21 protein-coding genes are annotated in these 24,051 nt (G+C 46.0%); 18 read left to right on the forward strand and 3 right to left on the reverse strand.

The genetic code is table 11. From position 1 onward, the window contains the following. The first annotated feature begins 86 nt into the window (after positions 1-86). From essC to V6W81_RS11700, 10 genes are all read left to right on the forward strand, one after another. Entirely contained in the window at positions 87-4,088 is a 4,002-nt protein-coding gene (gene essC, locus V6W81_RS11655; RefSeq protein ID WP_338543308.1) for a type VII secretion protein EssC, read from the forward strand. Between the two features lie 16 nt (positions 4,089-4,104). Continuing rightward, positions 4,105-4,935, forward strand: coding sequence for a hypothetical protein (locus V6W81_RS11660; RefSeq protein ID WP_145046453.1), 831 nt, complete (start codon positions 4,105-4,107; stop codon positions 4,933-4,935). Between the two features lie 6 nt (positions 4,936-4,941). Then, on the forward strand, positions 4,942-5,490 hold the full coding sequence (locus tag V6W81_RS11665; RefSeq protein ID WP_338543309.1) for a WXG100 family type VII secretion target: 549 nt from the start codon (positions 4,942-4,944) through the stop codon (positions 5,488-5,490). A gap of 197 nt (positions 5,491-5,687) precedes the next feature. Further along, complete coding sequence (locus V6W81_RS11670) at positions 5,688-5,963, forward strand: WXG100 family type VII secretion target (RefSeq protein WP_056700792.1); 276 nt, start codon at positions 5,688-5,690, stop codon at positions 5,961-5,963. 156 nt (positions 5,964-6,119) lie between these two features. After that, on the forward strand, positions 6,120-8,201 hold the full coding sequence (locus V6W81_RS11675; RefSeq protein ID WP_338543310.1) for a hypothetical protein: 2,082 nt from the start codon (positions 6,120-6,122) through the stop codon (positions 8,199-8,201). Between the two features lie 39 nt (positions 8,202-8,240). After that, entirely contained in the window at positions 8,241-8,993 is a 753-nt protein-coding gene (locus V6W81_RS11680) for a vWA domain-containing protein (protein WP_056700796.1), read from the forward strand. Between the two features lie 22 nt (positions 8,994-9,015). Further along, on the forward strand, positions 9,016-9,849 hold the full coding sequence (locus V6W81_RS11685) for a protein phosphatase 2C domain-containing protein (protein ID WP_260985319.1): 834 nt from the start codon (positions 9,016-9,018) through the stop codon (positions 9,847-9,849). Between the two features lie 193 nt (positions 9,850-10,042). Next, complete coding sequence (locus tag V6W81_RS11690) at positions 10,043-10,849, forward strand: SDR family oxidoreductase (RefSeq protein WP_338543312.1); 807 nt, start codon at positions 10,043-10,045, stop codon at positions 10,847-10,849. 341 nt (positions 10,850-11,190) lie between these two features. Beyond that, on the forward strand, positions 11,191-13,710 hold the full coding sequence (gene hrpB, locus V6W81_RS11695; protein ID WP_338543313.1) for an ATP-dependent helicase HrpB: 2,520 nt from the start codon (positions 11,191-11,193) through the stop codon (positions 13,708-13,710). Between the two features lie 142 nt (positions 13,711-13,852). Then, positions 13,853-14,455, forward strand: a complete 603-nt coding sequence (locus tag V6W81_RS11700; protein WP_239289421.1) for a general stress protein — start codon at positions 13,853-13,855, stop codon at positions 14,453-14,455. A 131-nt stretch (positions 14,456-14,586) separates the two neighbouring features. Here V6W81_RS11700 and V6W81_RS11705 read toward each other — a convergent pair whose 3' ends face one another. Then, on the reverse strand, positions 14,587-14,970 hold the full coding sequence (locus V6W81_RS11705; RefSeq protein ID WP_338543315.1) for a YidH family protein: 384 nt from the start codon (positions 14,968-14,970) through the stop codon (positions 14,587-14,589). Between the two features lie 88 nt (positions 14,971-15,058). Here V6W81_RS11705 and V6W81_RS11710 point away from each other — a divergent pair, with 88 nt between their 5' ends. From V6W81_RS11710 to V6W81_RS11730, 5 genes are all read left to right on the forward strand, one after another. Beyond that, positions 15,059-16,234, forward strand: a complete 1,176-nt coding sequence (locus tag V6W81_RS11710) for an acyltransferase (RefSeq protein WP_338543317.1) — start codon at positions 15,059-15,061, stop codon at positions 16,232-16,234. A 348-nt stretch (positions 16,235-16,582) separates the two neighbouring features. Continuing rightward, positions 16,583-16,957, forward strand: coding sequence for a helix-turn-helix transcriptional regulator (locus tag V6W81_RS11715; protein ID WP_056700809.1), 375 nt, complete (start codon positions 16,583-16,585; stop codon positions 16,955-16,957). Between the two features lie 2 nt (positions 16,958-16,959). Continuing rightward, positions 16,960-17,970 (forward strand): Gfo/Idh/MocA family protein, encoded by a 1,011-nt coding sequence (locus tag V6W81_RS11720; RefSeq protein WP_338543320.1) that lies wholly within the window; start codon positions 16,960-16,962, stop codon positions 17,968-17,970. A gap of 277 nt (positions 17,971-18,247) precedes the next feature. Further along, a complete protein-coding gene (locus V6W81_RS11725) occupies positions 18,248-19,540 on the forward strand; it encodes an MFS transporter (protein WP_338543321.1) in 1,293 nt (430 codons plus the stop codon). A 163-nt stretch (positions 19,541-19,703) separates the two neighbouring features. Then, the gene (locus V6W81_RS11730; protein ID WP_056700815.1) at positions 19,704-20,324 is read left to right on the forward strand and encodes an ArsR/SmtB family transcription factor; all 621 of its coding nucleotides are present in this window, start codon (positions 19,704-19,706) and stop codon (positions 20,322-20,324) included. Positions 20,325-20,555: 231 nt separating this feature from the next. Here the strand turns inward: V6W81_RS11730 and V6W81_RS11735 are convergent, their stop codons facing one another. After that, a complete protein-coding gene (locus tag V6W81_RS11735; protein WP_056700816.1) occupies positions 20,556-21,122 on the reverse strand; it encodes a TraR/DksA C4-type zinc finger protein in 567 nt (188 codons plus the stop codon). A gap of 206 nt (positions 21,123-21,328) precedes the next feature. On the opposite strand from V6W81_RS11735, the gene V6W81_RS11740 reads away from it, so the two are divergent. The 3 genes from V6W81_RS11740 to V6W81_RS11750 all read left to right on the forward strand — a co-directional run bounded on the left by V6W81_RS11740 (position 21,329) and on the right by V6W81_RS11750 (position 22,996). Then, complete coding sequence (locus V6W81_RS11740) at positions 21,329-21,706, forward strand: DivIVA domain-containing protein (protein WP_128101499.1); 378 nt, start codon at positions 21,329-21,331, stop codon at positions 21,704-21,706. A 313-nt stretch (positions 21,707-22,019) separates the two neighbouring features. After that, complete coding sequence (locus V6W81_RS11745; protein ID WP_338543322.1) at positions 22,020-22,454, forward strand: Rrf2 family transcriptional regulator; 435 nt, start codon at positions 22,020-22,022, stop codon at positions 22,452-22,454. Between the two features lie 44 nt (positions 22,455-22,498). Next, positions 22,499-22,996, forward strand: coding sequence for a metallophosphoesterase family protein (locus V6W81_RS11750; RefSeq protein WP_145046478.1), 498 nt, complete (start codon positions 22,499-22,501; stop codon positions 22,994-22,996). Positions 22,997-23,110: 114 nt separating this feature from the next. On the opposite strand, the gene V6W81_RS11755 is transcribed toward V6W81_RS11750, so the two are convergent. Continuing rightward, positions 23,111-23,821, reverse strand: a complete 711-nt coding sequence (locus V6W81_RS11755; protein ID WP_338543323.1) for a hypothetical protein — start codon at positions 23,819-23,821, stop codon at positions 23,111-23,113. Between the last annotated feature and the right edge of the window lie 230 nt (positions 23,822-24,051).

Consider the following 24,051-nt stretch of genomic DNA (forward strand, 5'->3'; position numbering starts at 1 on the left):
TATATCATATTATCAACAATTAAAAAGGTTGTTCAAAAGGTTCGCTTTTGATTTTGAACACGTACTATTAAGGAGGTCTTCTCTTCGTGAATGTGTTATATCAGCGTTCTCCAAGAATGACGCCGGTTCTTAAGGAAGATAAGCTCGAAATTTTGAGGCCTCCTGCTGAACCTAGCAAACCTACATTCTCAATCATATCCATCGTTATTCCCATTATGATGACGATGGTGAGCATCGGCTTCTATGTATATATTAATCTAACAGGTAAATTTAGTAACCCTAGCTTTATGATGTTTCAGATGATGACCGTTATGATGATGTTAACTTCGTATACGATTCCATTCTTTGTATATTTAAGTAACAAGAAGAATTATCGCAAAAAGATTGAAGAACGTAAGGCGATGTACCGTGCTCAGTTGGACAAGCATCGTGAAGAGCTGAAGGAAGCTCAAGCGGAACAAGTGAAGAGTTTGTATGAAATTCACGGCGATCCGGGTGTTTGTCTACAAGTGGTAAAAAACAGAAATAGTTCCTTGTGGGAACGTTCGCCAGAAGATGATGACTTTATGCAGGTGCGGATTGGTACAGGGGAAATTCCTTTTCGGATTAAGCTTCAGGTTCCACGTCCAGATGGATATGAAAAGGATGAATTAATAGAGGCTGCTCACGAGCTTGCTTCTGAATTTGAGACTGTACCCGATGCATCAATTACTCTACCGTTATTCCAATCGAAAGTCATGGGGTTGGTAGGGAATCGTGAGGAAGTGCTGACTTCACTGCGTGTGATCGTTTCACAACTTACCGTGCGCCATTCTCCAGATGAGCTCAAAATTGCTGCTTTTTATGAAGAAAAAGAAAGCAAGGAATGGGAATGGTTGCGCTGGCTTCCCCATATTTGGGATGAAGATCAGGGACAGCGGTATATGGCCGACAGGCACAGCGGTGCGCATCAATTGGCGGACAGCTTGTTTTCCGTGTTAAACCGGCGGCGGAACAACAAGGAGGACCGTTACAAAAAAACGGTACAAACGCCTTGTTATGTGGTCATTTTGTCAGAAACACAATTAATTGAAGAAGAGCCACTGTTGCCGCTTCTGTTGGAATCGGCTCAAGAGATCGATGTGTGCACGATTATATTAGCCAATCGGAAGGAATCTCTTCCGATGCACTGTCAGCTTATTATGGAAGCTTCCAAAGGCAAGGGTGTCTATATCAAAAAAACGGAGGATGCCGATGTCGTTCAGCAAACGTACACGCCAGACGTAATCTCTAAAGAATCTGCAGAGGCGTTGTCGCGTTACATGTCTCCGATCCGTTTGAAGCGTTCTTCCGCTTCGGATATTCCACAGGTGCTTCCATTGTTCGATATGTTAAGCACATCACGCGTGGAGGATCTGGATGTTGTATCACGCTGGAGCCAAACTCGATATCCAGATACGCTGCCTGTCCCTATGGGTGTGCGTGCGGGTGGCAAGAAAATAGCCATTAACCTGCATGACAAAATTGAACGTCAGGGTCACGGGCCGCATGGTCTAATTGCAGGAACCACCGGATCGGGGAAAAGTGAAGTCATTCAGTCCATTGTTGCATCGCTTGCGGCTGAATTTCACCCGCACGACCTTGCTTTTATGTTGATTGACTACAAGGGTGGCGGGATGTCCAATACGTTTGTAGGCTTACCACACGTCGTGGGCACAATTACCAATCTAGATGGAAATCTGATTGAACGTGCGAATATTTCACTTCGAGCCGAGCTGGTTAGAAGACAGAAGATATTAAATGATGCAGGCAATCTGCAACATATCGATGAATATTACAAAATTTTACGTTCAAGGCATGAACAGCCATTGCCCCATCTCGTGATTATCATCGATGAATTTGCTCAGTTGAAACGCGATCAGCCAGAATTCATGGATGAATTGATTAGTATTGCAGCTATTGGCCGGACGCTCGGGGTGCATCTGATCTTGGCAACTCAGAAGCCGGCTGGTGTTGTCGATGACAAAATCTGGAGTAACTCCCGTTTCCGCATCTGTCTTCGCGTTCAAAGCGAAGGAGACAGCCGAGATATGATTAAGATTCCAAATGCGGCATGGATTACGAAGCCGGGTCGAGGGTATTTCCAAGTCGGCAGTGATGAAGTATTTGAAGAGATGCAGTTTGCTTGGAGCGGTGCACCTTATAATCAGCAAGAAGATAAAACCTCCGTATTGCCCGTCATGGAAGTGCGTTTGAACGGGAAGCGGGAGCCTCTGCTGACTGGTGAACGCAGAGCTGTGCTCAAAGGAGACGATGTCCCTAAACAGCTTCAGGTCTTTATCGATTATGTTGCTCAAGCCGCGGAAGAAGCTGGAATTGATCGTCTGCCAGGGCCTTGGTTGCCACCATTGCCTGAAACATTGGAATGGGATAGCCTTACCGACTGGCAGGAAGAGAAGAATAGGGAAGTGCTGCTGGATGGTGGCGCTAGCGGGTTGAAACCACTCGTAGGTTTGCTCGATGATCTACCGAACCAACGCCAAGAGCCTCTAGCACTTCCGATTGATCAAGGCCATCTCGTCGTGTACGGTATGCCTGGACTGGGCAAAACTACATTTGTACAAACCATGCTCATGTCACTTGCTAGATCTGAACGTACAGAATCATGGCATGGATACATTATTGATATGGGTCGCATGATGAAGGACTTTGCTGGTCTTCCACAGGTCGGTGGTGTGATGATGGCCGAAGAGGAAGATCGGATCAAACGATTGTTCCGATATATATTGAAGTTGTCTGCACAGCGTAAAGACATGATCTCAGAAGCTGGTGTCAAAACGATCTCGGCTTACCGTCGGACAGCTCATGAAGCTGTGCCTCAGGTCATTGTTGTGATTGACGGATATCTTTCTTTCCGAAATGCATATCCAGAGGAAAATGAATTGTTAGAGACGATTCTTCGTGAAGGTGGAAGTCTAGGCATTACTTTTGTACTCACGGCTAATCGAGTCACTGATATTTTTGAGAAATTTAGAAGTAACATACCCAATGCAGTATCTTTTGAACTATCTGATCCGAGTGACTATTATTATGCAGTCGGAAGACCTTCTAAAGCGCCAAGTCAGCTTCCGCCAGGAAGAGGGCTCGTGAAGGGACAAGTTCCACCACTGATGTTCCAGGCAGCCTTACCGTCGTCAGGTGCAGATGAAGGGAAGCGTTCATCTGAGCTGCGCCGCACGATTGCTGAGATTAGAGAAGCGTGGACAGGAGAGCAAGCGCCTCAGATTGCTCCACTTCCGGAAGAAGTGAAACTGAAAGATGTTCTTATTCGAACAGGTACGTATGGGCAAGTGAATGAGTCCTCTGTAACGGTTCCTGTAGGGTTGCTCACAGATGATTTGGAGCCATTCCTTTTAAACCTGCGTGAGGGGCCACACTTTATGGTAACGAGTCCGATGGAAGGTGGAAAAACAACATTTTTGTTGACTTGGATGTTATCATTGGCGTATCATGCTTCTCCAGAAGTAGTTCAAATATACACCGTGGATATGCGCTATGGTTCTGGCGGACTGGGTGAGATCAGCAGTTTGCCCCATGTCCGGGGACACGTATCACGGGAAGATCAGCTTGCGCCAGTGATCCAACAGTTGTACGATGAAGTACTGAAGCGAGGCGAGATTGCCGGTGGCCCGGAAATCGTGCTCACCATTGATGATGCAGAAACATTATCCAAACAATTAAATGATTTCAACGTGAAGGATCAATTAGGTGTAATTGTTCGTCAAGGTAGGGATCGGGGGATTCATGTTATCTTGTCTGGTGTTCCTGCTGACTTCCCGACCTTTGGATCTGATTGGGTAAGTGATGTAAAAGCTTCCCAAAGCGGATTGTTGTTCGGGACTTTAGACCCTAACGATCTCTCGTTCTTTCGTATTCCTTATTCCGAGTCTGGAGGTAGTTCGGCTGGGCTGAAGGTACTGCCACCAGGTCAAGGTTATTATGTAAAACGTAAATATTCCAGGGTTAAAGGTGCAGTTCCATGTGATGACAACTGGAAAATGAATGATTGGATTTTTGAAATTCGTGACCGATGGCATGTTGTAGTTTGAGGGGAGGTGGCTCATAATGTTGACGGTTCATGATTCCAAGCAAAAGGTAGTCACTTTGCAAATAAAAGAACTTTTTTTTCTGGCTGGTATTCTAGGCTCAGACCGATTGCTTGGCGTTGAAGATCCTTTCCGCGGGTATATGGCGGAAGACATTGCTTTGGAGTGGGAGCGCGTCAAAACCTCCTTGCTCGACAAAGGATATCTAATTCAGGATCAGAACAGCAATGAACTGATCATGACACCGACCGTATTCTCCAGAGTGGCCATTGCCGGATTGTCTGACAGAGCTTGTTGGATTCGCTACACGTCGAGTGGCAAGTCCTGTGAAAGTTATATTCATTGCACGGACGAGCGCGTCGTCGAAGTGTCGCGCGTTGTGGACGAACCGGATTCATTCCGGTTATCGGATCTGGGGAATGTTCGTGAAGCCATTGATTGTCTGATCGAAAGAATGAAGTGGAGTGGCCATTCTCCTGATGAGAAGCCAGCTCTTATGTGCTCTAAGAAAAAATTCTATGAAGTCTTGAATGAGTTAAATGGCAAGGAAGTTCAGGCAGTGGCAGATGAGCTAGCGCAGGAGACGAATGATTCGGATGGATCACTTGCCCTGGCACGCTGTTTGGTAAACAAGGAATCAGATGGAGAGCTGCGTTTGCTTGTGTGGAACGGAGATGAATGGAATTCACAGTCAGCGGCGTTTACCGTTAGCTCGATTTCGAATTGGTTATTCCGTATGAGCACAGCCGCTTCAGATGATTGGCTTGTTGCAGCACTGACGACTAGAGAACAGTTTCACGAGATGCTGCTGGACTGGCTTAAACAGCCTGCAGGGGAAGAGGAAAGGTGATGGTAAATGCGCATTCGTGTGGAACCGGATGTGCTTCGGGCACTGAGCAGGCAGATTCAGTATGCGGCGGAGCAAATACAGCAAAAGATGACAGTATTGGATCAGGCAATTCATTCGTTAGACTGGGAAGTTGAAGCTCGTGCTGCTGTGATGAGTGAATGGAACCACAGTAAGCGGGTCGGCGAAGATGCAGTGCGTCGTTTCATGGACTTGAGCGTGCAATTGGGACGCAAGGCCGTGGTATTCCAACAGGTTGATTTGGAGTACCGCACGGTGCTGGGTCATGTGAACACAACTTACAGCAATGCGGTTAATATGCTCCATGTGCTTGAGAACAATCATGCAGGAGAGATCTTACCCGATCATTCCGCAACTACTGCTATTGTATCCGATCCCCTTTCCGCGGTAGCGGCAGTGTATCGTGTACAGGATGCCGCTCCACCAGCTGGTTCCCCAGCGACATTAATTCAGGCTATGCAGCCTGAACCTGTAGCATGGAGATTCACAGATCCTTCCTTTCGAGGAAGGAGAGGAACCGAACCTGTTGTTTCTTAGGCTCGCAGGATAAAGAGTCCCGAGAACAGCACAGTAGAAAGTGAATTGTTTATGTGAATAGTCTGTTAGGGGAAGTTTCATTGCCTGAAAATGGGGTAAATAGGAGTAGGTCCTTCGGCTTTTGTCCGATCGATCTTGGTATAGTACAATTTGAACAAGCAAAAATTTAATTGCACAAACCAAGGAGGAATTTACACATGGCAGGACGTATTTTAGTTACCCCAGAACAGCTTGATCAGGTTTCCAACCAATTTAAACAAAGCGGTGAGCAAAGTCAGCAAATCGTATCTACATTGACTCAATCCATCACTAGCATGGAAGGACAATGGGAAGGTATGACGAAGCAACGCTTCTTCCAAGAATTCCAAGAAGCAAGCAAACAAATGCAATCTTTCGTTCAAACGCTTAATAGCATTAGTGCGGAACTGACAGCCATTGCTAACAAATTCCGTACGGCTGACCAAACTCGCTAATCTGCTATACATAGATCAGGCCGAAACGTTGTCTGAGTTCGCCCTGAATATATGCAGGCAGCTAGTTGAAGATGTGAAACTGCAACAAAAACCGGGCGTTTTACGACTCCCGGTTTTTGTTGCACTATGACAGAAATGATAGAGAGAGGGATGAGCATGTCTTTTCAACCGAATCCCGGGGATGAAGTTGTAATCAATGATATAGCCTATACGATTGGACAGCATCCTGCTGCGCCAGGTTTGGCTTATGCACAAGCCGGAAGGCAAGGGATTGTCTACCAATTGATTCCCCGTAATGGTTCTATTCATGGGGCCAAAGCACTAAAAGTGTTTTTTCCAAAATTCCGTATTCCAGCCATGGTCTATCAGTCTGAGCATATGGAGCCTTATAGTGAACTGCCAGGTTTGCAAGTATGCAAGCGTGATGTGCTCACTCCGGAAAGAAACGGAGCGCTCATTGGAGAACATCCTGATTTGTTGTACGCGGTATTGATGCCGTGGGTGCAAGGTCTGACCTGGTTTGATGTGATCAGCGATCAGAAAGAGCTAACCGCAGAGGAAAGTCTGAAGTTAGCTAGAGCACTAGCAGGAACAGGTTCGGCCATGGAGCAGCGTGGGCTTGCTCATTGCGATTTGTCCGCACCCAATGTGATGATTCCGTTTTTTTCCGAAGTGGAGAACCTGGGAGGATCAGCCGTTGAGCTTGTTGACGTAGAACAGATGTACAGCTCCAAGATGGATCGTCCGGATGCGCTCTTGGCAGGTTCACCTGGTTATGCAGCACATCGGACAGTGCATAGTGGATTGTGGAGCTCATATGCGGATCGCTTTGCTGGAGCTGTTATTATTGCAGAGATGCTAAGCTGGTCTGATCCGATAATTGTCGAGAAGGCATGGGGCGAAAGTTATTTTGATCAACATGAGATGCAGACAGTCAGTGAGCGTTATTACGCTATGCGAGACTCGTTGAATAAGCGTTGGGGCTCCAAAATGGCGGATCTATTCGTCAGAGCATGGGAAAGTCATGATCTTAGCAGTTGTCCCACATTCGGAGAATGGTATGTCGCACTAGCTGCTCTAGACGCAAACCAAGTACCTGCTATACCTATCGTTGCGGAGGAAGATGCTGCTGATCAATCTCATTTGCCAAATGATCAAGAGACAACAGTGGCAGGTGGCATAAGTGGCACATTGGCATCTGACGGAGACTCTGACCAAAATTCAGAAGCATCGACTCCGCCACCTGGTCAAGAAGCAGTGGTTCAACGTTTATTTCTTCAGGCACGAGCATTGGAAGAAGAGGGTAAGCCTGCGGCTGCACTCGAGGTGTATCGTTCATTGCACCACTTTATACCGAACAACAGTGCCATGCAGATCGAGGTCGCGGCAGCAATCAAAGAGTTGGATGAACGTTTGAATCCTAATGATGACGAAGGACAGCCTGTTCGGCTCCCTTTTTATAGATCCAAAAAATTCATGATCTCTTCGGCTGTGCTCATTGTATTGCTGGCGGGCTCTGTACCAACGGTCAAAATATTGGCTGATCAAGCAGAGGTAAAACAACAGGAGCAACAGGAGGCAGCTAGACTCGCAGAGATTAAGGCGGCAGAAGATGCCGAGGCTGCAAAGGCTGCAGCGCTCAAGCAACAGGAAGAAGAGAAAAAACAACAAGAAGCTGCTGCAGCAAAACTAGCGGCTGATGAGAAGAAAAAGCAGGAGGAAGCAGAGAAGCAACTTGCTGAAGCCAAGAAGAAGGAAGAAGAGCGTAAGGCGCTCCAAGCCAAGTATGATAAACAGGCCAAGTACGAAGCGTATCTTGCGAAGCAGGAGCAACAGAAAAAAGAAGCTGAGCGTAAGGCACAGCAGGAGAAATATGATAAACAAGCGAAGTATGAAGCTTATCTGGCTTGGAAAAAAGAGCAGGAGGCTCTAGCTGCCAAGCAAGAAGCTGCACGTAAAGCCGCAGCTGAAGCTCAGCGCAAACAGGAGGCTGCCCAAAAAGCTGCGCTTAAGAAAAAACGTGCACAGAACGTAGTCACACTGATTGCACACTACAACAAAGCATATAACGCACAAATTGGTAAAAAGACGGATAATGCTCTATCGTATGCTCGGGATTTCAAAAATCTCTATAATACCGATGCTGCCTACTTCAAAGGGGTAGGTAAAGTGGCAGCGCGTATGAGCGCGATTAACAAGTTCCTCAGCAACAGCGATTATAAGCTACCGAACCTGTAATTATAAATGTGAACAACGACGGAGGTGACCTCATCCCAGATGAACTATACAATTCAAGCATCCCAGCGCACACCTGCATTGATTATCTATTTAATTGATATTAGCGCCTCCATGAACATGGTTCTGGAAAATCGTAGACGGATTGATGTGGTCTATGATGCATTGGCTCTAGCCATCCGCCAAATGGTCTTTCGTTCGACCAAAGGCAATCGATTGACACCTCGTTACCGTATTGCCATCCTTGCGTACAGTGATGATGTGTATGACTTGCTTAACGGCATTAAAGGAATCGACGAAATTGCTGCCGTTGGTTCGTTGCCTGACCTTACACCTAAGCGGTTCTCGGATTCGGCCAAAGCTTTTCTACAAGCGGAGAAGATTCTTCAGGCTGAGATTCCTAATATGCAGGACTGTCCAGCACCGCTCGTTTGCCATATGACAGATGGCGTGGCTACAGGTGAAGATCCCGAGCCGATCGCTAAACGAATCATGGGCATGAGTGTTCCAGATGGCAATGTGCTGGTGGAGAATATCTTCATATCCGATCACTTGCTGGAAACTCCGATCTCGGAGCCAAGACGTTGGAAAGGGATCTCTTCAGAAACGGTGCTGCAGGATGAACATGGGGAGAAGCTACGGAATATGTCTTCCGTGTTGCCAGAGAGTTACCGTGAGATGCTAGTTGAAGCCGATTATCTGCTTGCCCCTGGTGCGTTGATGATGCTTCCAGGTACGTGTGCAGAACTGGTATCCATCGGCTTTCAGATGTCCGCTGCTACGCCTGTTAGATAGGAGGGGGTTTCATTTGAGGACGATGCGTTTGGCAACACTGCCCGAAGGAGATCAGAGAGTGCAAGCGAAGCAGAGGCGCGGCGACTTTCGTTATGTGAGTGTTCAGACGGGAGAACAGCCGTTAACCCGATATCAAGGTGTTCTTCAATGCCGTTATGGATATGGGAGAGCGGCTGAAACCGTGAATCAAGGAGATACAGGTCAAGATTTTGCTGCTGTTCGTATGAACGGTAATGTATGTAACTTTGTTTTATGCGATGGAGTGGGTATGAGTTACTTAGGTGATTTCGCTGCAAGGTTTCTAGGTAATTCCCTACTCGATTGGTTGGAAACCACATCTGTGCCGAGTGCAGAGGGGATCGAGAAGCTTCTTCAAGATCTCACGATCCCTGCATCGGAGCAGTTAGAGAAATTGCAGCCCCTCGATAATTCGCCATTGCTTCTACGTGAAGTGTTAATGGAGAAACGAAGCAGGGGTAGTCAGGCTATGTATGTGTGTGGTCAAATCATACTGTCTGGTGGTTCCAGAAGGAGTCGTGTCTGGATTGCCTGGCAAGGGGATTCGCGTATTCGTCTGTGGCGAAACGGACAAGAGCAATCGGCTACTTTTCAGAAATACTGCCGTACCAATGAACGTTGGTCTACACGTGAAGGGACAGTTGGCGGCAAACCGCATATTTTCGAGGCCAAGATGTCTGGGAGTGAAAAGGTTCGCCTACAGCTCTATACGGACGGTCTGAATGATCTTGATGCGATACAAGCCTATATTCCTGATGAGCATATTCAAGTGTTGCTTGATTCCAGACATACCGGAGGGCTTGAAGATGATGCCGCTTTCATAGAACTGGAATGGTAACGAGATGAACGAATGCAGAAGGATCGTTGTGTAACATGATTTATTTCTGCATGCTGATATGTAAAAAAATAGGTCATGCTTGATTTAAAAGACGCTCTTTTTGGGTAATCTTGTGAAGAATATGCTTCATGATCATTATGAAGCAACACGTACATTCTTACATAATTGCTGAGAAAAAGGAGTGGAATAGATAATGACACAACATAACGGTAAATCACGCTTCGCTGGCAAGGTCGCCATTATTACGGGAGCAGGTTCAGGGATTGGAAAAGCTACAGCGCTTAAGCTTGCTAGCGAAGGGGCTCACGTTGCCTTATTTGATCTGGTCAATGATCGCATTTCGAAGACAGAAGATGAGATTAATTCAGTCTACAAAGGTGCAGCGCGAGCATTCGATGTCGATATTTCTGACGCATCCCGTGTGGAAAAGGCTGTTCTGGAGACCGTTGAATTATTTGGAGGTCTGGATATCGTATTTGCCAACGCTGGCATTAACGGTGTATCTGCACCTATTGAAGAAATTCAGGTTGAGGATTGGCAACAGATCATTACAACGAATCTGGATGGCACGTTCTTCACCATTAAATATGCATTACCACATCTGAAGAAACGTAGCGGAGGCAGCATTATTATTACGAGTTCCATTAATGGAAATCAGCGTTTCTCAAGCTTTGGAATGTCGGCTTATAGTACGTCCAAAGCGGGACAAGTGGCTTTTGCCAAGATGGCTGCCTTGGAACTCGCTAAATTTAAGATTCGTGTAAATGTCATTTGCCCGGGTGCAATTGCAACCAATATTGATCAGAGTACGGTCAAAACCGATGATTTGCAGCAGATTGTCATTCCTATTGAGTTCCCAGAAGGGCAACAGCCACTTGCAGATGGACCGGGTCAGCCGGAACATGTTGCCGATCTGGTCGCTTTCTTAGCTTCAGCAGAATCAAAGCATATTACAGGTGCAGAGATTGTGATCGATGGTGCGGAATCACTGCTCAGCTAAAAAGAAACATTGTAGATGAGCTAAACATGTAATCAATCGTTAAAGTTAAATACGGTTTGTATTAGGGTCGTTCCTTGGGAACGGCTTTTTTTGTTATAATGCGACTATGTATGTTTAGGTGAGACCATATTTACAAGGATATTTATGAGGGACAACTCTAAAGAATATTTTAAGGTTAGAAATTTAAAGCGAACTTACTAAAATGATATGAGACAGATTGATAGGAGCAAAAGAGCGAGATTGCTTTGTTATGAGAGTGTTCTGCGTAATGTGATGCTCATGGTCTGTTGTTCGTTCAATATGTGTGCAAAGTTAGTGTGACATCAAGTGGGAGCGATGATATGAAGATAGAATTACCGATACAACAGATTATTCCTGAACTGAAGCAGCAATTGCGGGAACAGGATACGGCTGTTCTGATCGCAGAGCCGGGAGCGGGTAAAACAACAGTTGTTCCGCTCGAACTTTTGGGTGAGCCATGGGTTAATGATCGGAAAATATTGATGCTGGAGCCTCGCCGTCTGGCAGCTCGATCTGCGGCAGCTCGGATGGCGGCTTCTCTCGGGGAAAACGTGGGGGAGACCGTTGGATATCGGGTGCGCATGGATACACGAGTAAGTCAGAATACTCGGATTGAGGTTGTAACAGAGGGTGTATTAACGCGTATGTTACAGCAGGATCAGGGGCTAGAGGATACAGCGATGATTATTTTCGATGAGTTCCATGAGCGGCATTTACATGGGGATCTGGGTCTTGCACTGGCGTTGGAATCCAGAGCGATGTTGCGTCCTGATCTGAAGTTACTTGTGATGTCGGCTACACTTGACCCGGGTCCTGTCTGTGCATTGCTTGGTGAAGGGACGAGCTGGTTAGATTGTTCTGGCCGTACCTTTCCAGTGGAAACACGATACGTCCATAGACCAGCTTCTGCGCAGCTTGAGGAATTCGTTGCACGTGAGATAGCTAATGCTATTGCTGACCAAGAAGGTGACATGCTGGTATTTCTCCCAGGTGTGAGAGAAATTCATCGAACTGCGCGAGCACTCGAAAGTATGATGCTTCCTGCTAATGTCTTAGTTCAATCGTTATATGGCAGCATGTCATTAGAACGACAGGATGAAGCGATACGACCAGCGCCGCAGGGCATGCGCAAGGTTGTGTTGTCCACTTCCATAGCCGAATCAAGTCTTACGATTGCACGCATTAAAGTGGTTGTGGATGCCGGGCTTAGCCGGGCATCCGTATTCTCGGCACGCACAGGAATGAGCCGCCTTATGACGATGCCGGTATCTAAGGCATCGGCAGATCAACGGCGGGGGCGTGCAGGGCGAACTGCCCCAGGGGTGTGTTACCGGCTATGGAGCGAGGAGGCTCATGGTGCGTTGCCTGAGGCAGCGCGCCCAGAGATTACCTCTGCGGATCTTGCGCCGCTGGCGCTGGAGCTTGCCGCCTGGGGAGTCCAGTCCCCTGCAGAACTGCAGTGGCTGGACATCCCGCCTGCTGCGGCCTTCGGCCAGGCACAGGTGCTGCTGCGCCGGCTGGGCGGCCTGGATGACGCAGGCCGCATCACGCCCTTTGGGCGGCGGATGAACACGCTGGGTGTTCATCCACGACTGGCCAGCATGCTGCTCCGCGCGGCGGAGCTTGGGCTGGCCAGCTACGCCAGCATGCTGGCGGCGCTGCTGCAGGAGCCCGCGGGCCTGCGCAGCAGCGGTAGTGCAAGCGCGGGCACGGATCTGCGCCCGCGCGTAGAAGCGCTGCTGACGGCTGACAGCAGCGGCATGCCGCAGGCGGCAGCGGCTGTCGCAGACGCGGCTGCCGTGCGGCGCATGCTCCAAGAGAGCCGCCAGCTTCGCTCGGCGCTCGGCCCGGCGCAGCATTCGCTCCGGCCGGATGAGGACAGTTGCGGATTGCTACTGTCCTTTGCCTACCCGGACCGGATAGGGCAGCGCCGGGAGGATGGCCGCTATCTGCTGAGCAGCGGTCGGGGTGTACGGCTGGCAGCGACAGAATCGCTGAGCCGTTCAGCTTGGCTGGTCGCGGCGGAGGCAGACGACCAGGGTGCGGATGCACGCATCCTGTTAGCTGCGCCAGTGCCGGAGCAGCTCTTGCTGGATCATGCTGCACATTTGTTGCATGAGGAAGATCGCATCGTGTGGGATCGCAGCACACGAAGTGTAAGAGCACGCCGATTACTCCGTATTGGCGCAATTGTTGTGAAGGAGAGTGGCATTGCTCACCCTGCGGAAGACCAGATCACGGAGGCAATGATCAGTGGCATTCGTCTGGAAGGTTTGTCTTGCCTCCCTTGGAATAAATCGTCTCGGCAGCTTGCAGATCGATTACGCTTTTTGCATACCCACTTACCAGGTTGGCCTAATCTGTCTACTGACGAACTAACGACTGATTTTGAAGCAAGGCTACGACCCTTTCTGAGTGGAATGCGATCTGTCACAGATCTCAAAAAATTGTCTCTCCAAGATATTTTGTTAAGTGAACTGAGCTGGGAGCAGCGTCAGCAATTGGATCAAGAGGCTCCTACACATATTCAGGTTCCGAGTGGATCTCGGATTCCGATAGATTATAGTCGTCCTGAAGACCCTACGTTGGCAGTTAGACTCCAAGAGATGTTTGGGCAACAGGAGACACCTCGTATCGGTGGTGGACGTGTACCTCTGACTGTGCATTTGCTATCACCAGCGCAGCGTCCTGTACAAGTGACGCGGGATCTAGCGAATTTCTGGCGTGAGACCTATTTCGAAGTGAAAAAGGATCTCAAAGGTCGTTACCCCAAACATTATTGGCCAGATAACCCACTAGAAGCGATGGCAACCAATCGAGCTAAACCTCGCGGCAGTTAAACGTTTAGTGTCTCATCAATAGGTAGCGGTTGATTGTATTTTTATCATACGAACACATATTATTTCGGACAGAAACGTTTGAAAGAAATGAAGACGGGTAATAACATAGCGAACCACTCAAACCAATGAGGAGGGATTCACTATGCAGAAAAAAATCGTAGGTGTTTTTGATACAGAACGTGAGGCATCGCAGGCTATTGAGAGTCTGAAAGCTCAAGGATTCAGTTCAGATGAGATCTCAGTTGTTACACAGGATCGAGATGACCTGAAAGCTATTCGTGAAGAGACGGGCACTAAAGCGCCAGAAGGTGTAGCTGCAGGGGCTGCAACAGGTGGCGTACTCGGTGGTGTTGCTGGATTACTCGCAGGTATTGGAGCGCTCGCCATACCAGGGATTGGACCAATACTGGCAGCGGGACCAATTGCGGCGGCATTTACGGGTGCGGCTGTTGGTGCAGGAGCCGGCGGGCTTGTAGGTGGACTTGTCGGACTGGGTATTCCAGAAGAAGACGCCAAGCAATACGAGGAATATGTGCAAGGTGGTAAAATCCTGCTTCTCGTTGACTCGTCGGATCGAGACGAGCATGTCTATGATGTATTCAGTAATCACAGCCAGTTGAACCGCGACAGATACAGTGCGGATCGAACGGATGTGCCTGCTGAACGAGCAGATCTAGATATGGAAGAGCGTAGACTCGAAGCTCAGACGAAGGCGGCACGCTTCGGCAATAATACATTCCTATAAGAGATTGTTATGAATCTACCATTCATGACGACTTCTAAGATTCATGAGATAGGCATTAGCCGGTTTCCTCAAGGAAGCCGGCTTTTGAACCTGTATAGGGAACGCAGGGTCTGGACTGAAGGATGTGAACGCTATCCACTAGGGAATAACAATACATACAATAGAACGGCCAAGGCGAGTCCGATAACGAGTATGGTAATGGTTAAGAATTGAATTAAGTGCGTAGTAGCTTGGAACGTTTGTTGATTTATTTGTTTGCGTTTGCGATGATAGGAGCTTGCTGAAGTGAGAATAATGAGAATACCGCTAACCAGAGACGTCACTCCTGTAATAATTGCGGCAATATGAGCAATCTGATCATAGAGAGATGAGCTGAACCCAAATCCTGCAGCAAGAAAGCCAATACCAACTAGAGCAATCCCCGTCCGCACCCAAGCTAGAAAAGTCCGTTCATTCGCTAAATGCTGCTGTACATATTTCGAATCAATTGTAGTTTGTTCTTCCTTAGAATCCATGATGTAGATCACCCCGATCGGCACAAAATGTGTACTGTCATATTGTACTTATTATTTAACGTAAAACCAAGAAAGGCGGCTGAACGTTATGCCTCGAAAAGAACGAATTGTGGAAATTGAATCCCTTCGGGGGATGGCTTTTGCGGCCGTCGTGTTACAACATTCGATTGCACACTTTTCAATTGTTCCAGAAACCAAGCTAGAGGATGGCGTGTTATTAGCAATCCTATTAATGCTTACGAAGTTCGCAGTGCCTCTATTTATTTTTATTACAGGTATGGTGCTCTTCTATAACACAGGAGATCAGCTGAACTACAGTCGTTTTATGCATAAACGATTAACGGATGTCATCATCCCATACGTCATTTGGACCTTGATTTATTTTGTCCTTACGCCAAATGGAATTAGAGGAATCGGGTGGCAGGAACTACCGGAGCTGGGGTTGAAATTGCTAACAGGAAAAACGACCTCTCATTTCTGGTACATTATTATGCTGATTCAATTCTATGTGCTGTTTCCACTATTCCTGCGCGCCATTCGTTATGTATACAATCGATTTGGATCGAGAGGACGGGGGATAGCACTACTTCTTACTGGCGTGGTATATCTTATCCTTACTGATCAACTTGGCAACATAGCTGCCCTTATGGAGAGACTGAACATTCCTGTATTAACCGAAGCGTTTACGACCTATGCAGACCGTAATTTCTTATATTTCTTTTTCTATTTTGTACTAGGTGCGGTGGCTGGACTCTCAGTGCAACACTGGAATATGTGGATATCACGGTTACGCTGGATGTACTGGACCGTGTTTATTGTGCTCGGATTACGGTTTACATATCTATTAATGCTGGAATATCAAAAACCGGAAGGCATTCGTATCACTTTTTACACCGTGAGTCTAATCAGACCTGACATGGCAATATTCCTCATTGCTTCGATCATGGTAATGTATCAACTGGCGGGTAAGCTGCGGAATCCTTTTGCTGTTCGGTGGCTTGGATGGATTGGTGGAGTTTCTTACGGCGGTTATCTGATGCACATGCTTATGCTACGATACAGTTACATTCCGGATGAACTACTTTATGTTGCTTGGGGGATTAATCCGACCATTCGTACGATACTCACATGGATTCTCGCACTGGCATTATCTTGTGTACTGACATGGCTTATTTCGCGAATCGGTTGGGGCAAATGGATCGTCGGCACCGTACCAGGTGGTAAAAGTAACATGCGAATAAAGCAACATATGAAAAATTCATAATAATTTCAATTAGACTACCGTGGAAAATTCAAGTGAGCGCTCTGTACCCTATTTGCGTTTTTGGATTTTCCACCGTTCGCTTCAGAAGATCCGGATTTCAGGTACATAAAGATCAAAATTTTAAAAATTCAACACCTGAAAAATTCACAATAATAAACCCGTTCCTTCCACCCGCTGTCCTCTCTATTTCTTCATGTTTCGTACTTCCAAGTAATCGTTAGACTAAAGGAGGGGCGAATAAAGTCCAACAGGATAGAAGAGTCGAGAAAAACGGAGCGAGATGGCAGAAACCGAACATAAGTTTTATAATACACACAGATAGGTTAATGGATAGGAGGGGGAAACAACGTGGCATTTATGATTGCACAACGAGCATTTATCAAACTTTATCTAATAACGATGGTAGAGCAGCATAGAGGATATGGGTATGAAATGTTAGAGGAAATGAAGCAAGAATTCAAGGATTATGGTTATGTACCGCCTCAGAGCGAGATATACCGGGCACTTCATGAGCTGGTGCAGCAGGGAATCTTTTATCGAACGAAAAAGCTCAAGGGCAACGATCCCAAAGTCGACTTTCAAGAGATTGTCTTGTATCACTTTACAGATGACGGAGCAGAAAAGGCCGAGTTGTACAAAAAACAGGTCAAAACAGACTTGGATCGGTGTCTCGGCATGCTCCATAAGGCAGAGCAGGATAACTACGGTACGAAAGGAAGATAAGCATGAGCAGACTATTACAGTGGGGCATTCTGGGTACCTCGACGATTGCAAGAAATGCGGTTATACCGGCAATACAGCAGTCTGAGCGTGGCGAAGTGCTTGCCATTGCTAGTCGTAGTAAGGAGAAGGCTGATGCCATTGCAGAAGAATTGGACATTCCTAGATCCTACGGTAGTTACGAAGAGCTTATCGCGGACCCTGAGATTGAAGCAGTGTACATTCCTCTGCCGAATCATATGCATAAGGAATGGACAATCCGAGCAGCCCAAGCTGGAAAGCACGTTCTATGTGAGAAGCCTGCAGCATTGAATGCGGATGAAAGCTCCGAAATGATACAAATATGCAAAGAGTATGGCGTTATCTTCGCTGAAGCAATTATGTATCGCTACCATCCTAAGCATAGACGGGTAGAGGAGATCATTGCCAGTGGTGAGATTGGAACCGTTCGAGCCATTCATGGTAATTTTACGTGCAATACCGCAGATGATAAGGAAAATGTGAGATTCAAACGTGAAATGGGCGGCGGATCATTGTTTGACCTAGGTGTATACCCAATCTCCGCAGCACGTATGTATCTTGGGCAGGAACCAGAGGCGGTTACGGTACATGCGCTATTTTCCGATGAACATGATGGTGTAGATATGATGGCCTCAGGCTTAATTGAGTTTCCTGAAGGTGTCGCCTTAACCTTTGATTGTGGAATGTGGGCTTCTGGTCGAGCCGAGATGGAGATTCTCGGTACAGATGGTCGTATTGAACTACCGAAGGTGTTTGGCTGGGAGAACAGTGATATTCCACCACAGATCATTGTGCATACCGATTCCGTAAGTCGTGAGGAGCGTGTATCCGTTTCTAATTCGTTTGTTCTGCAAGCAGAGACGTTTGCTTCGGCTGTGCTTGAGGGTACGCCTTTACCTTTTGAACCCGAAAATACAGTGAATAATATGCGTGTCATTGATGCTTGTCTGGAATCAGCAAGAACACGTCAGCGGATAGTGATTAACAAAGCATAGGTTTCCATACCACCTGCCACCTTTTGCGTTGTTAACTTGGCACTACCATATAGCTTAATACAGGCTCCATCCTTCGGGATGAGGGTCTTTTTTGTATGTTTATTGCCGTTTAGTTGTAGAGAAGTAATAGGGAATTGTTGTTGGTGAAAAGCGAAGTAAACAATCGTTCTAAGAACTGACGATAAAATTATTTTCACGAAGGGGTTGTTTTTCGTTAAAGATTCGTTAAAATAATATTAACATTAAAAATATTTTAACGTTGAAAGGCGGATTAACAATGAGTGAAGGTATAGTGGTACGCAAGCAGGGAATTGGAGAATTGTTACGTATCAGACCGTACGTGCAGTTTATGCTAGGCAAGGTTATCGCTAGGTTTGGTGATTCGATTGATTCAATCGCTTATAGCTGGATGGTGTATATGTTAACGGGTTCGAAGTTGCTAATGGGGACACTGCTCGCGGTTAATTTCTTGCCTAATATTCTGCTGGGTCTGTTCGTAGGAGCACTGGTTGACCGAATGTCGCCTAAAAAAGTGATTGTACTCACCAATGCGGGGCGTGGATTACTTGTTGGTATCACAGCTTTGTTGTTTGGTTTGGGTCAATTGCAAGTATGGCATCTGTTCGTTGTAACCATCCTGATCTCGCTTCTAGAGTGCTTCACTTCGCCTGCAGAGGTATCCAGTGTACCGCGGTTATTGCCTCAATCCATGTTGCTTTCCGGTAATGCGATGTCGTCTTCAGCGTCAAGAGTGGCAGAGCTTGCAGGACTTGCGTTGGCAGGGGCGCTCATTGCAACAGCAGGCATTGCATGGACTATTTTTATCGATGCTGTATTGTTCGCCTTAAGCGCAATATGCATGAGTCGTGTTGTGTATCCAACCAGCAATACATCGTCTAAGCATGAGAATCGAGCTATACATGATGATTCGGTGAATCAGTCTTCTAACGCCAAAAGTATATTTTCCGAAATGATGGATGCCTTTCTTTTTGTTCGTAAACATGTCCTTCTGCTCATCGTCTCCATCTTGTTTGCTTTCGTCAATTTCTGTCTAATGCCCTTTAATGTTCTACGAACGCCGTATGTCATGGAGACACTTCAGGCAGGAGCGGGCGGATTGAGTCTGCTTAGTGGACTGATGGTAGGGGGAATGGTGCTTAGTGGGCTATGGATGTCACATGCAGGAGCGAATTATCGTAAAAGCATGCTGGTCATTAGCGGCATTGTCATGCTCGGTCTTAGTTATGCATTAACTGCACTGCCTGCCTATATGTCGGACTACCAATTGCCTGCTGCCGCCGCCTGCTGCTTGCTGATGGGATTCGGGATCCCACTCGCTACGACACCACTTGCCTCTTATCTGATGGAGGTTACCCCTTCCGAGATGCTCGGTAGAGTATCAGCTCTTCAAAGTATGTTATGTCTCAGTGTTGTTCCGCTTGGTAGTTTGGCTGCTGGAGCGCTGGCGGAGTGGATTGCATTGCCTGTACTGTTCATCGTATTTGGTCTGCTGCTTGCGTTGTCTGTTATTATGATTCTTTTTAGCAAAAGTTTTCGGCAGATGTCGTGAATGAAGGACATGGAATTCCGACGTCTAAGTTGTGAAAGTTCACATTCGTTCTACTAAACAACACTAATGAGTCATTGACCTTTTCATATTCCGGAGCATTTTGACCAAAGTCCTGTTGGAACGGTATAATATAGAGATAAGCCCGGAAATGAGGATATAAGGGATGCAGCACATTGTACTTTCAACAATAGAAGAGATCAAAGTGTATTCTGACCCGTACCGTATACAGATCATGAACACATTTCGTAAACAGGGAAGACCCTCTACGGTGAAAGAAGTAGCTGATTTAATGGGAGAGGTGCCTGCGAAGGTACACTATCATGTGAAAAAGCTGGAGAAGATCGGATTGCTTACCCTCGTCTCCACACGCGAAATCAATGGGATTATTGCCAAATACTACGAGCCTTTTGAAGGCGAGATTCATCTTCGGCATGAAGATGAGGGTGATTCACCGCTCAAGCAGGTCTTTCAATCGGAAACATTGAAGTTATTAAATGAAATGTATGAGCAGAGTCGTGAGAGGTTCATGAAACAGGCTAATCAAGGTGATCGTATGTTCATCTCTGACATGACCTTATATGCAACGAATGAAGAAGCAGAGCAGCTCTTTAAGGATATTACGAAGTTATGCGAGCCTTATTTTACAAATGATAAGAAACAAGATGCTCAAGAAGAGTTTCGGTTATTCTCCAGTTTGTCCAAACAATTGGAGGATGAGCCGGATTCAAAGACCGACGTAAAGCCGTCTAAGAAAAGGAAGTCCAGTTCTAAGCCGAAGTCATGATCAGGTTCAGTCTTAGAGGAATTGGATTCGTTCAGACCTCCTGATTAACTAACCGCAATGTTATCTGAAGATGAGCAAGGGGTATTATAAGACAAGTGGATGTGAACGTAGAAAAAAGCCGCCAATGGCGGCTTTTTCATGCGTGCTCAGAACAATCGCTGAGCGGCAAGGGTAGTATCGCTGACCAACAGATCAGTTAACCAATTCCATGTAGAATATTATGATTGAAGACTACATGTTCTCATCATAATCTCTTACTTCGCGTTTGGCTGCTGTTGCTGGAGAATTGGACGTGCCATACTCGCTGACCGCTTCCCATGCGTCTGCATGATCGAATTTACCTGCATTACGCTGTCTGACCTCACCAGCACCAGTTGGAGGCATGGTCATCACTTCTTCCTCGACAGGGCGATCGTTGCTTAGATCACGCTGTGGGGTATCGTCAATACAGTAGGCGGTGTAAGGGATGGCTTCCAGTCGTTCAAATGGTATATCCTTACCACAGGTGATACAGGTTCCATAAGAACCATCTTCAATTCGTTCCAACGCCTCGTTCACCTGATCGAATTCATCGCTCAAGGTATCATCTACGGCGAGATCCCGGCTACGCTCAAACGTTTCTGTACCTGCATCTGCTGGATGGTTATCGTATGATGACAGCTCACCGGTTGAATCTTTGAGAGATTCTGCTGGAGCTCCATCTTCCATGCTGGATTCAAAATGGCGCTGTAAATTTTCACGTTGCTCCAAAAGAGCATCCTTTAATTGGTGAAGTTGATCTTTCGTTAATGTACTCATATCGACTTGCTCCTTTCCCGTAATGGGTGTGTAGTCAGTCCTTACCCGATTTTAACGAGGAGCAATCATGTTTTGCTTGAAATAGAGGCTACGCTGGTTTCATATCTGAACGATAATGTGTTATAAAAAATAGAGAGAGAAATGCCGCAGACCCATAAAATTCATATGGAAGTTGCTGCGCATTTGATATAATGGAGGTTGTCATTATGGATGAACATATGAAACGAAGATTGGATAAACAAAGACAATTGTTCAAGCAACTTGGCGTGCAGCTCGATGCATTGTCAATTCATGAGAAACAATTTAACTATAAACTTCGCGGATATGACCCTGACGAGGTTGATGCATACCTAGACTTGGTCATCAAAGACTATGAGCGTTTCTACGCCAACATAGCGGATCTGATGGATAAGTGGCAGGAGCAGCAGATCGTCATCCGGGATCTGAAGTCGACGGCCAAGCCGGTAGATGATCCAACGAAGATTGACCGTAAACAACTAGATGATATTGTGAAGCAACTTGAATATAGTGTTCGGCAGCTCAAAATCAGGGCACGTCCTGAACAGAACCTATTTCCTGAATAAATAAACAGCGAGTTGCGCTTCTAAAATGTTATGGATTAAACAAGCATCTGAAATTAATGTTTGGAAATGTTAATAATAAAAGTGCGTGTTCAAAAAGGACGGTTTTCAGTACCAAGAAGATGGGATGAAGCTAGAAATGGAGTAGCGAAGCGTAGGATAAACTACGTGAGCAACTACATTGTTTCCGAAGGAAACAACCTTCGTGAGCGTCTACTTATTTCAGCTGAGTTCCATATTTGACGCTGAGATGCCAACAGGCATCCTTCGTAATCAAAAGCGTTTTTTTTGAACAACCTCTAAAAGGTGGTTAATCATGAGTACTCATTTTTCGGTCAGTGTGCATTGCTTGTTGCTGTTGTCCTTGGATGCCCCTGAACGAATCACTTCTGCAATGATCGCAGGTAGTATTAATACGAACCCTGTCGTCGTTAGACGTATTCTAGGTGGGCTGAAAAAGGTAGGTCTTGTGGATTCTTCTCCAGGAACAAGAGGATTCTATCTAGCGAAACCTTCCAGTGAAATTACGTTAGCCATGATCTACGAAGCTGCTAAGGATGAAGGGCCTCTCTTTCCGATTCACGGCAATTGCAATCCAGACTGTAATGTAGGTTTACGGATCGATGGATTGCTGAACAATCTATATAAGGTAGCTGAAGAGAAGGTACAGCAGTTTTTTGCATCAATTACCCTTGAAGATATGGAACGCTCTTGTTTGGAGATGGACGAGGTTTCAACGCCGGCGCAGTGATGGAAACCCATTCTAGGTACAGAGATAGGAAGGTGTGCAGTAACATGAAAATTATCGTGGTCTCGGATACGCACTTACCCAGAAGAGCACGTGAATTGCCTGAGCCTCTAGTACAAGAGCTGTCTGATGCTGATCTTATTTTGCATGCAGGCGATTGGTCTGACTGGAGTGTGTACAAACTGCTAAGCAACTATGCGCCAGTAGCCGGTGTTACAGGCAATACGGATCCTCCTGAAGTTGCGGATAAGCTTGGATTTTCTCGTATTGTCGAGGCAGATGGTCTTCGGATTGGGCTCGTGCACGGTCATCAGGGCTCAAAGTCGACAGAACAAAATGCCATTCAGACCTTTGCAGGACAGCAAGTGGACGCTATCGTATATGGACACTCGCATATCCCGGTTATGCATACGGTGGATGACGTGTTGGTGTTCAACCCTGGTTCACCTACGGATCGGCGTTTTCAGAAACAGTATTCGTTTGGCATTATGAAAACACATCTTGGCAAGCTACAGGCAGAACATGTATTTTTTGATCGGAAGTAAGTGAGCTGTGAGATGAGTTAGTTCACATTCCAATGCTATTAATGTTGTGATTAGACAAAGTGCCGATATTCTCTTGAGAAGAGAGTATCGGCACTTTTTTTTGTGAAAAGCTTTCTATGGATTTCTACGTTCTAAGCTTCTTTTATATAAATTGATATATTTGTACACATGATCAATGAGAAAAGGGATTGTACGATTTTTTATTACATATCTGTGCTCCTCTTCAATGGTACCAACGTATTCAGCATATGCATCTTGAACCGCAAGTTTTCCTAGATCTCCATGGACACATTTGTTTCTAATCTCTCGCAAAATCTCTGAATCGTTAAACCATGCATCTGTGACAATATCCTCGCTATACAATCTTTCGATGATTCTTGCTATAGTTATTTTCTCATTTTGTTCGTGCAATCGGATCATGCTCTCATATAACGTAAAGACATAGATATAAATTGAGTTATTATGTATTTCTTCTGGAGAAAGTGACGCTTCCTCATTCATAATTCGATCTATAGTTTGTTTGCTTTCATTCATTCTGTTAGCGATTTGATGTTGGAACCGACCAAACTCGTTCATTTTCCTAGCATATTCATTAATCTTCTCATCATCTAGCAAATTTTGCTCATGATCCTTTTTAAGGTTGGCTATTAATTGATCGTGTTTCTCCACCGTTATTGTTGCTGATTCTGCCATTGAAGTTAGTGAATCCATCGTTTCTATCATTTCTTTGTGACGTGATTGGTTGAATTTTTTCATATACCGCTCTACAGCTTCAATTTGTTTTCTAATCGTTATTGATTTTTCGTTAAATTCAGATAATAGCAATCCATATGCCTCCATTTCAATGATGTAATTACTACATCGTGAGATAATGTAAAGTTTTTTCAAGCCTCTATATTGTATCAGCTCCGCATGAGAAATCCACGCTCACTTTTTTCTTGATAACAAAGTGTTATCTCTGAATGGGGAAAATGGTCTAACTGTTATCTCTTATTCATCTGTTAACGAAAAGACCTGTTGACTCTGTTCAGGGAGTGTTACAATGCGCTTACAAC

This window comes from Paenibacillus tundrae (assembly GCF_036884255.1).
In the GTDB taxonomy this organism is placed as follows: Bacteria; Bacillota; Bacilli; order Paenibacillales; family Paenibacillaceae; genus Paenibacillus.

Coding starts and splice junctions, on each gene's coding strand:
- V6W81_RS11705 (WP_338543315.1), bottom strand. CDS start 14,970: ATGGATTCTAAGGAAGAACAAACTACAATTGATTCGAAATATGTACAG.
- V6W81_RS11735 (WP_056700816.1), bottom strand. CDS start 21,122: ATGAGTACATTAACGAAAGATCAACTTCACCAATTAAAGGATGCTCTT.
- V6W81_RS11745 (WP_338543322.1), top strand. CDS start 22,020: ATGAGTACTCATTTTTCGGTCAGTGTGCATTGCTTGTTGCTGTTGTCC.
- V6W81_RS11660 (WP_145046453.1), top strand. CDS start 4,105: ATGTTGACGGTTCATGATTCCAAGCAAAAGGTAGTCACTTTGCAAATA.
- V6W81_RS11725 (WP_338543321.1), top strand. CDS start 18,248: ATGAGTGAAGGTATAGTGGTACGCAAGCAGGGAATTGGAGAATTGTTA.
- hrpB (WP_338543313.1), top strand. CDS start 11,191: ATGAAGATAGAATTACCGATACAACAGATTATTCCTGAACTGAAGCAG.
- V6W81_RS11675 (WP_338543310.1), top strand. CDS start 6,120: ATGTCTTTTCAACCGAATCCCGGGGATGAAGTTGTAATCAATGATATA.
- V6W81_RS11670 (WP_056700792.1), top strand. CDS start 5,688: ATGGCAGGACGTATTTTAGTTACCCCAGAACAGCTTGATCAGGTTTCC.
- V6W81_RS11730 (WP_056700815.1), top strand. CDS start 19,704: ATGCAGCACATTGTACTTTCAACAATAGAAGAGATCAAAGTGTATTCT.
- V6W81_RS11710 (WP_338543317.1), top strand. CDS start 15,059: ATGCCTCGAAAAGAACGAATTGTGGAAATTGAATCCCTTCGGGGGATG.
- V6W81_RS11690 (WP_338543312.1), top strand. CDS start 10,043: ATGACACAACATAACGGTAAATCACGCTTCGCTGGCAAGGTCGCCATT.
- V6W81_RS11680 (WP_056700796.1), top strand. CDS start 8,241: ATGAACTATACAATTCAAGCATCCCAGCGCACACCTGCATTGATTATC.
- V6W81_RS11720 (WP_338543320.1), top strand. CDS start 16,960: ATGAGCAGACTATTACAGTGGGGCATTCTGGGTACCTCGACGATTGCA.
- V6W81_RS11750 (WP_145046478.1), top strand. CDS start 22,499: ATGAAAATTATCGTGGTCTCGGATACGCACTTACCCAGAAGAGCACGT.
- V6W81_RS11700 (WP_239289421.1), top strand. CDS start 13,853: ATGCAGAAAAAAATCGTAGGTGTTTTTGATACAGAACGTGAGGCATCG.
- V6W81_RS11740 (WP_128101499.1), top strand. CDS start 21,329: ATGGATGAACATATGAAACGAAGATTGGATAAACAAAGACAATTGTTC.
- V6W81_RS11685 (WP_260985319.1), top strand. CDS start 9,016: ATGCGTTTGGCAACACTGCCCGAAGGAGATCAGAGAGTGCAAGCGAAG.
- V6W81_RS11665 (WP_338543309.1), top strand. CDS start 4,942: ATGCGCATTCGTGTGGAACCGGATGTGCTTCGGGCACTGAGCAGGCAG.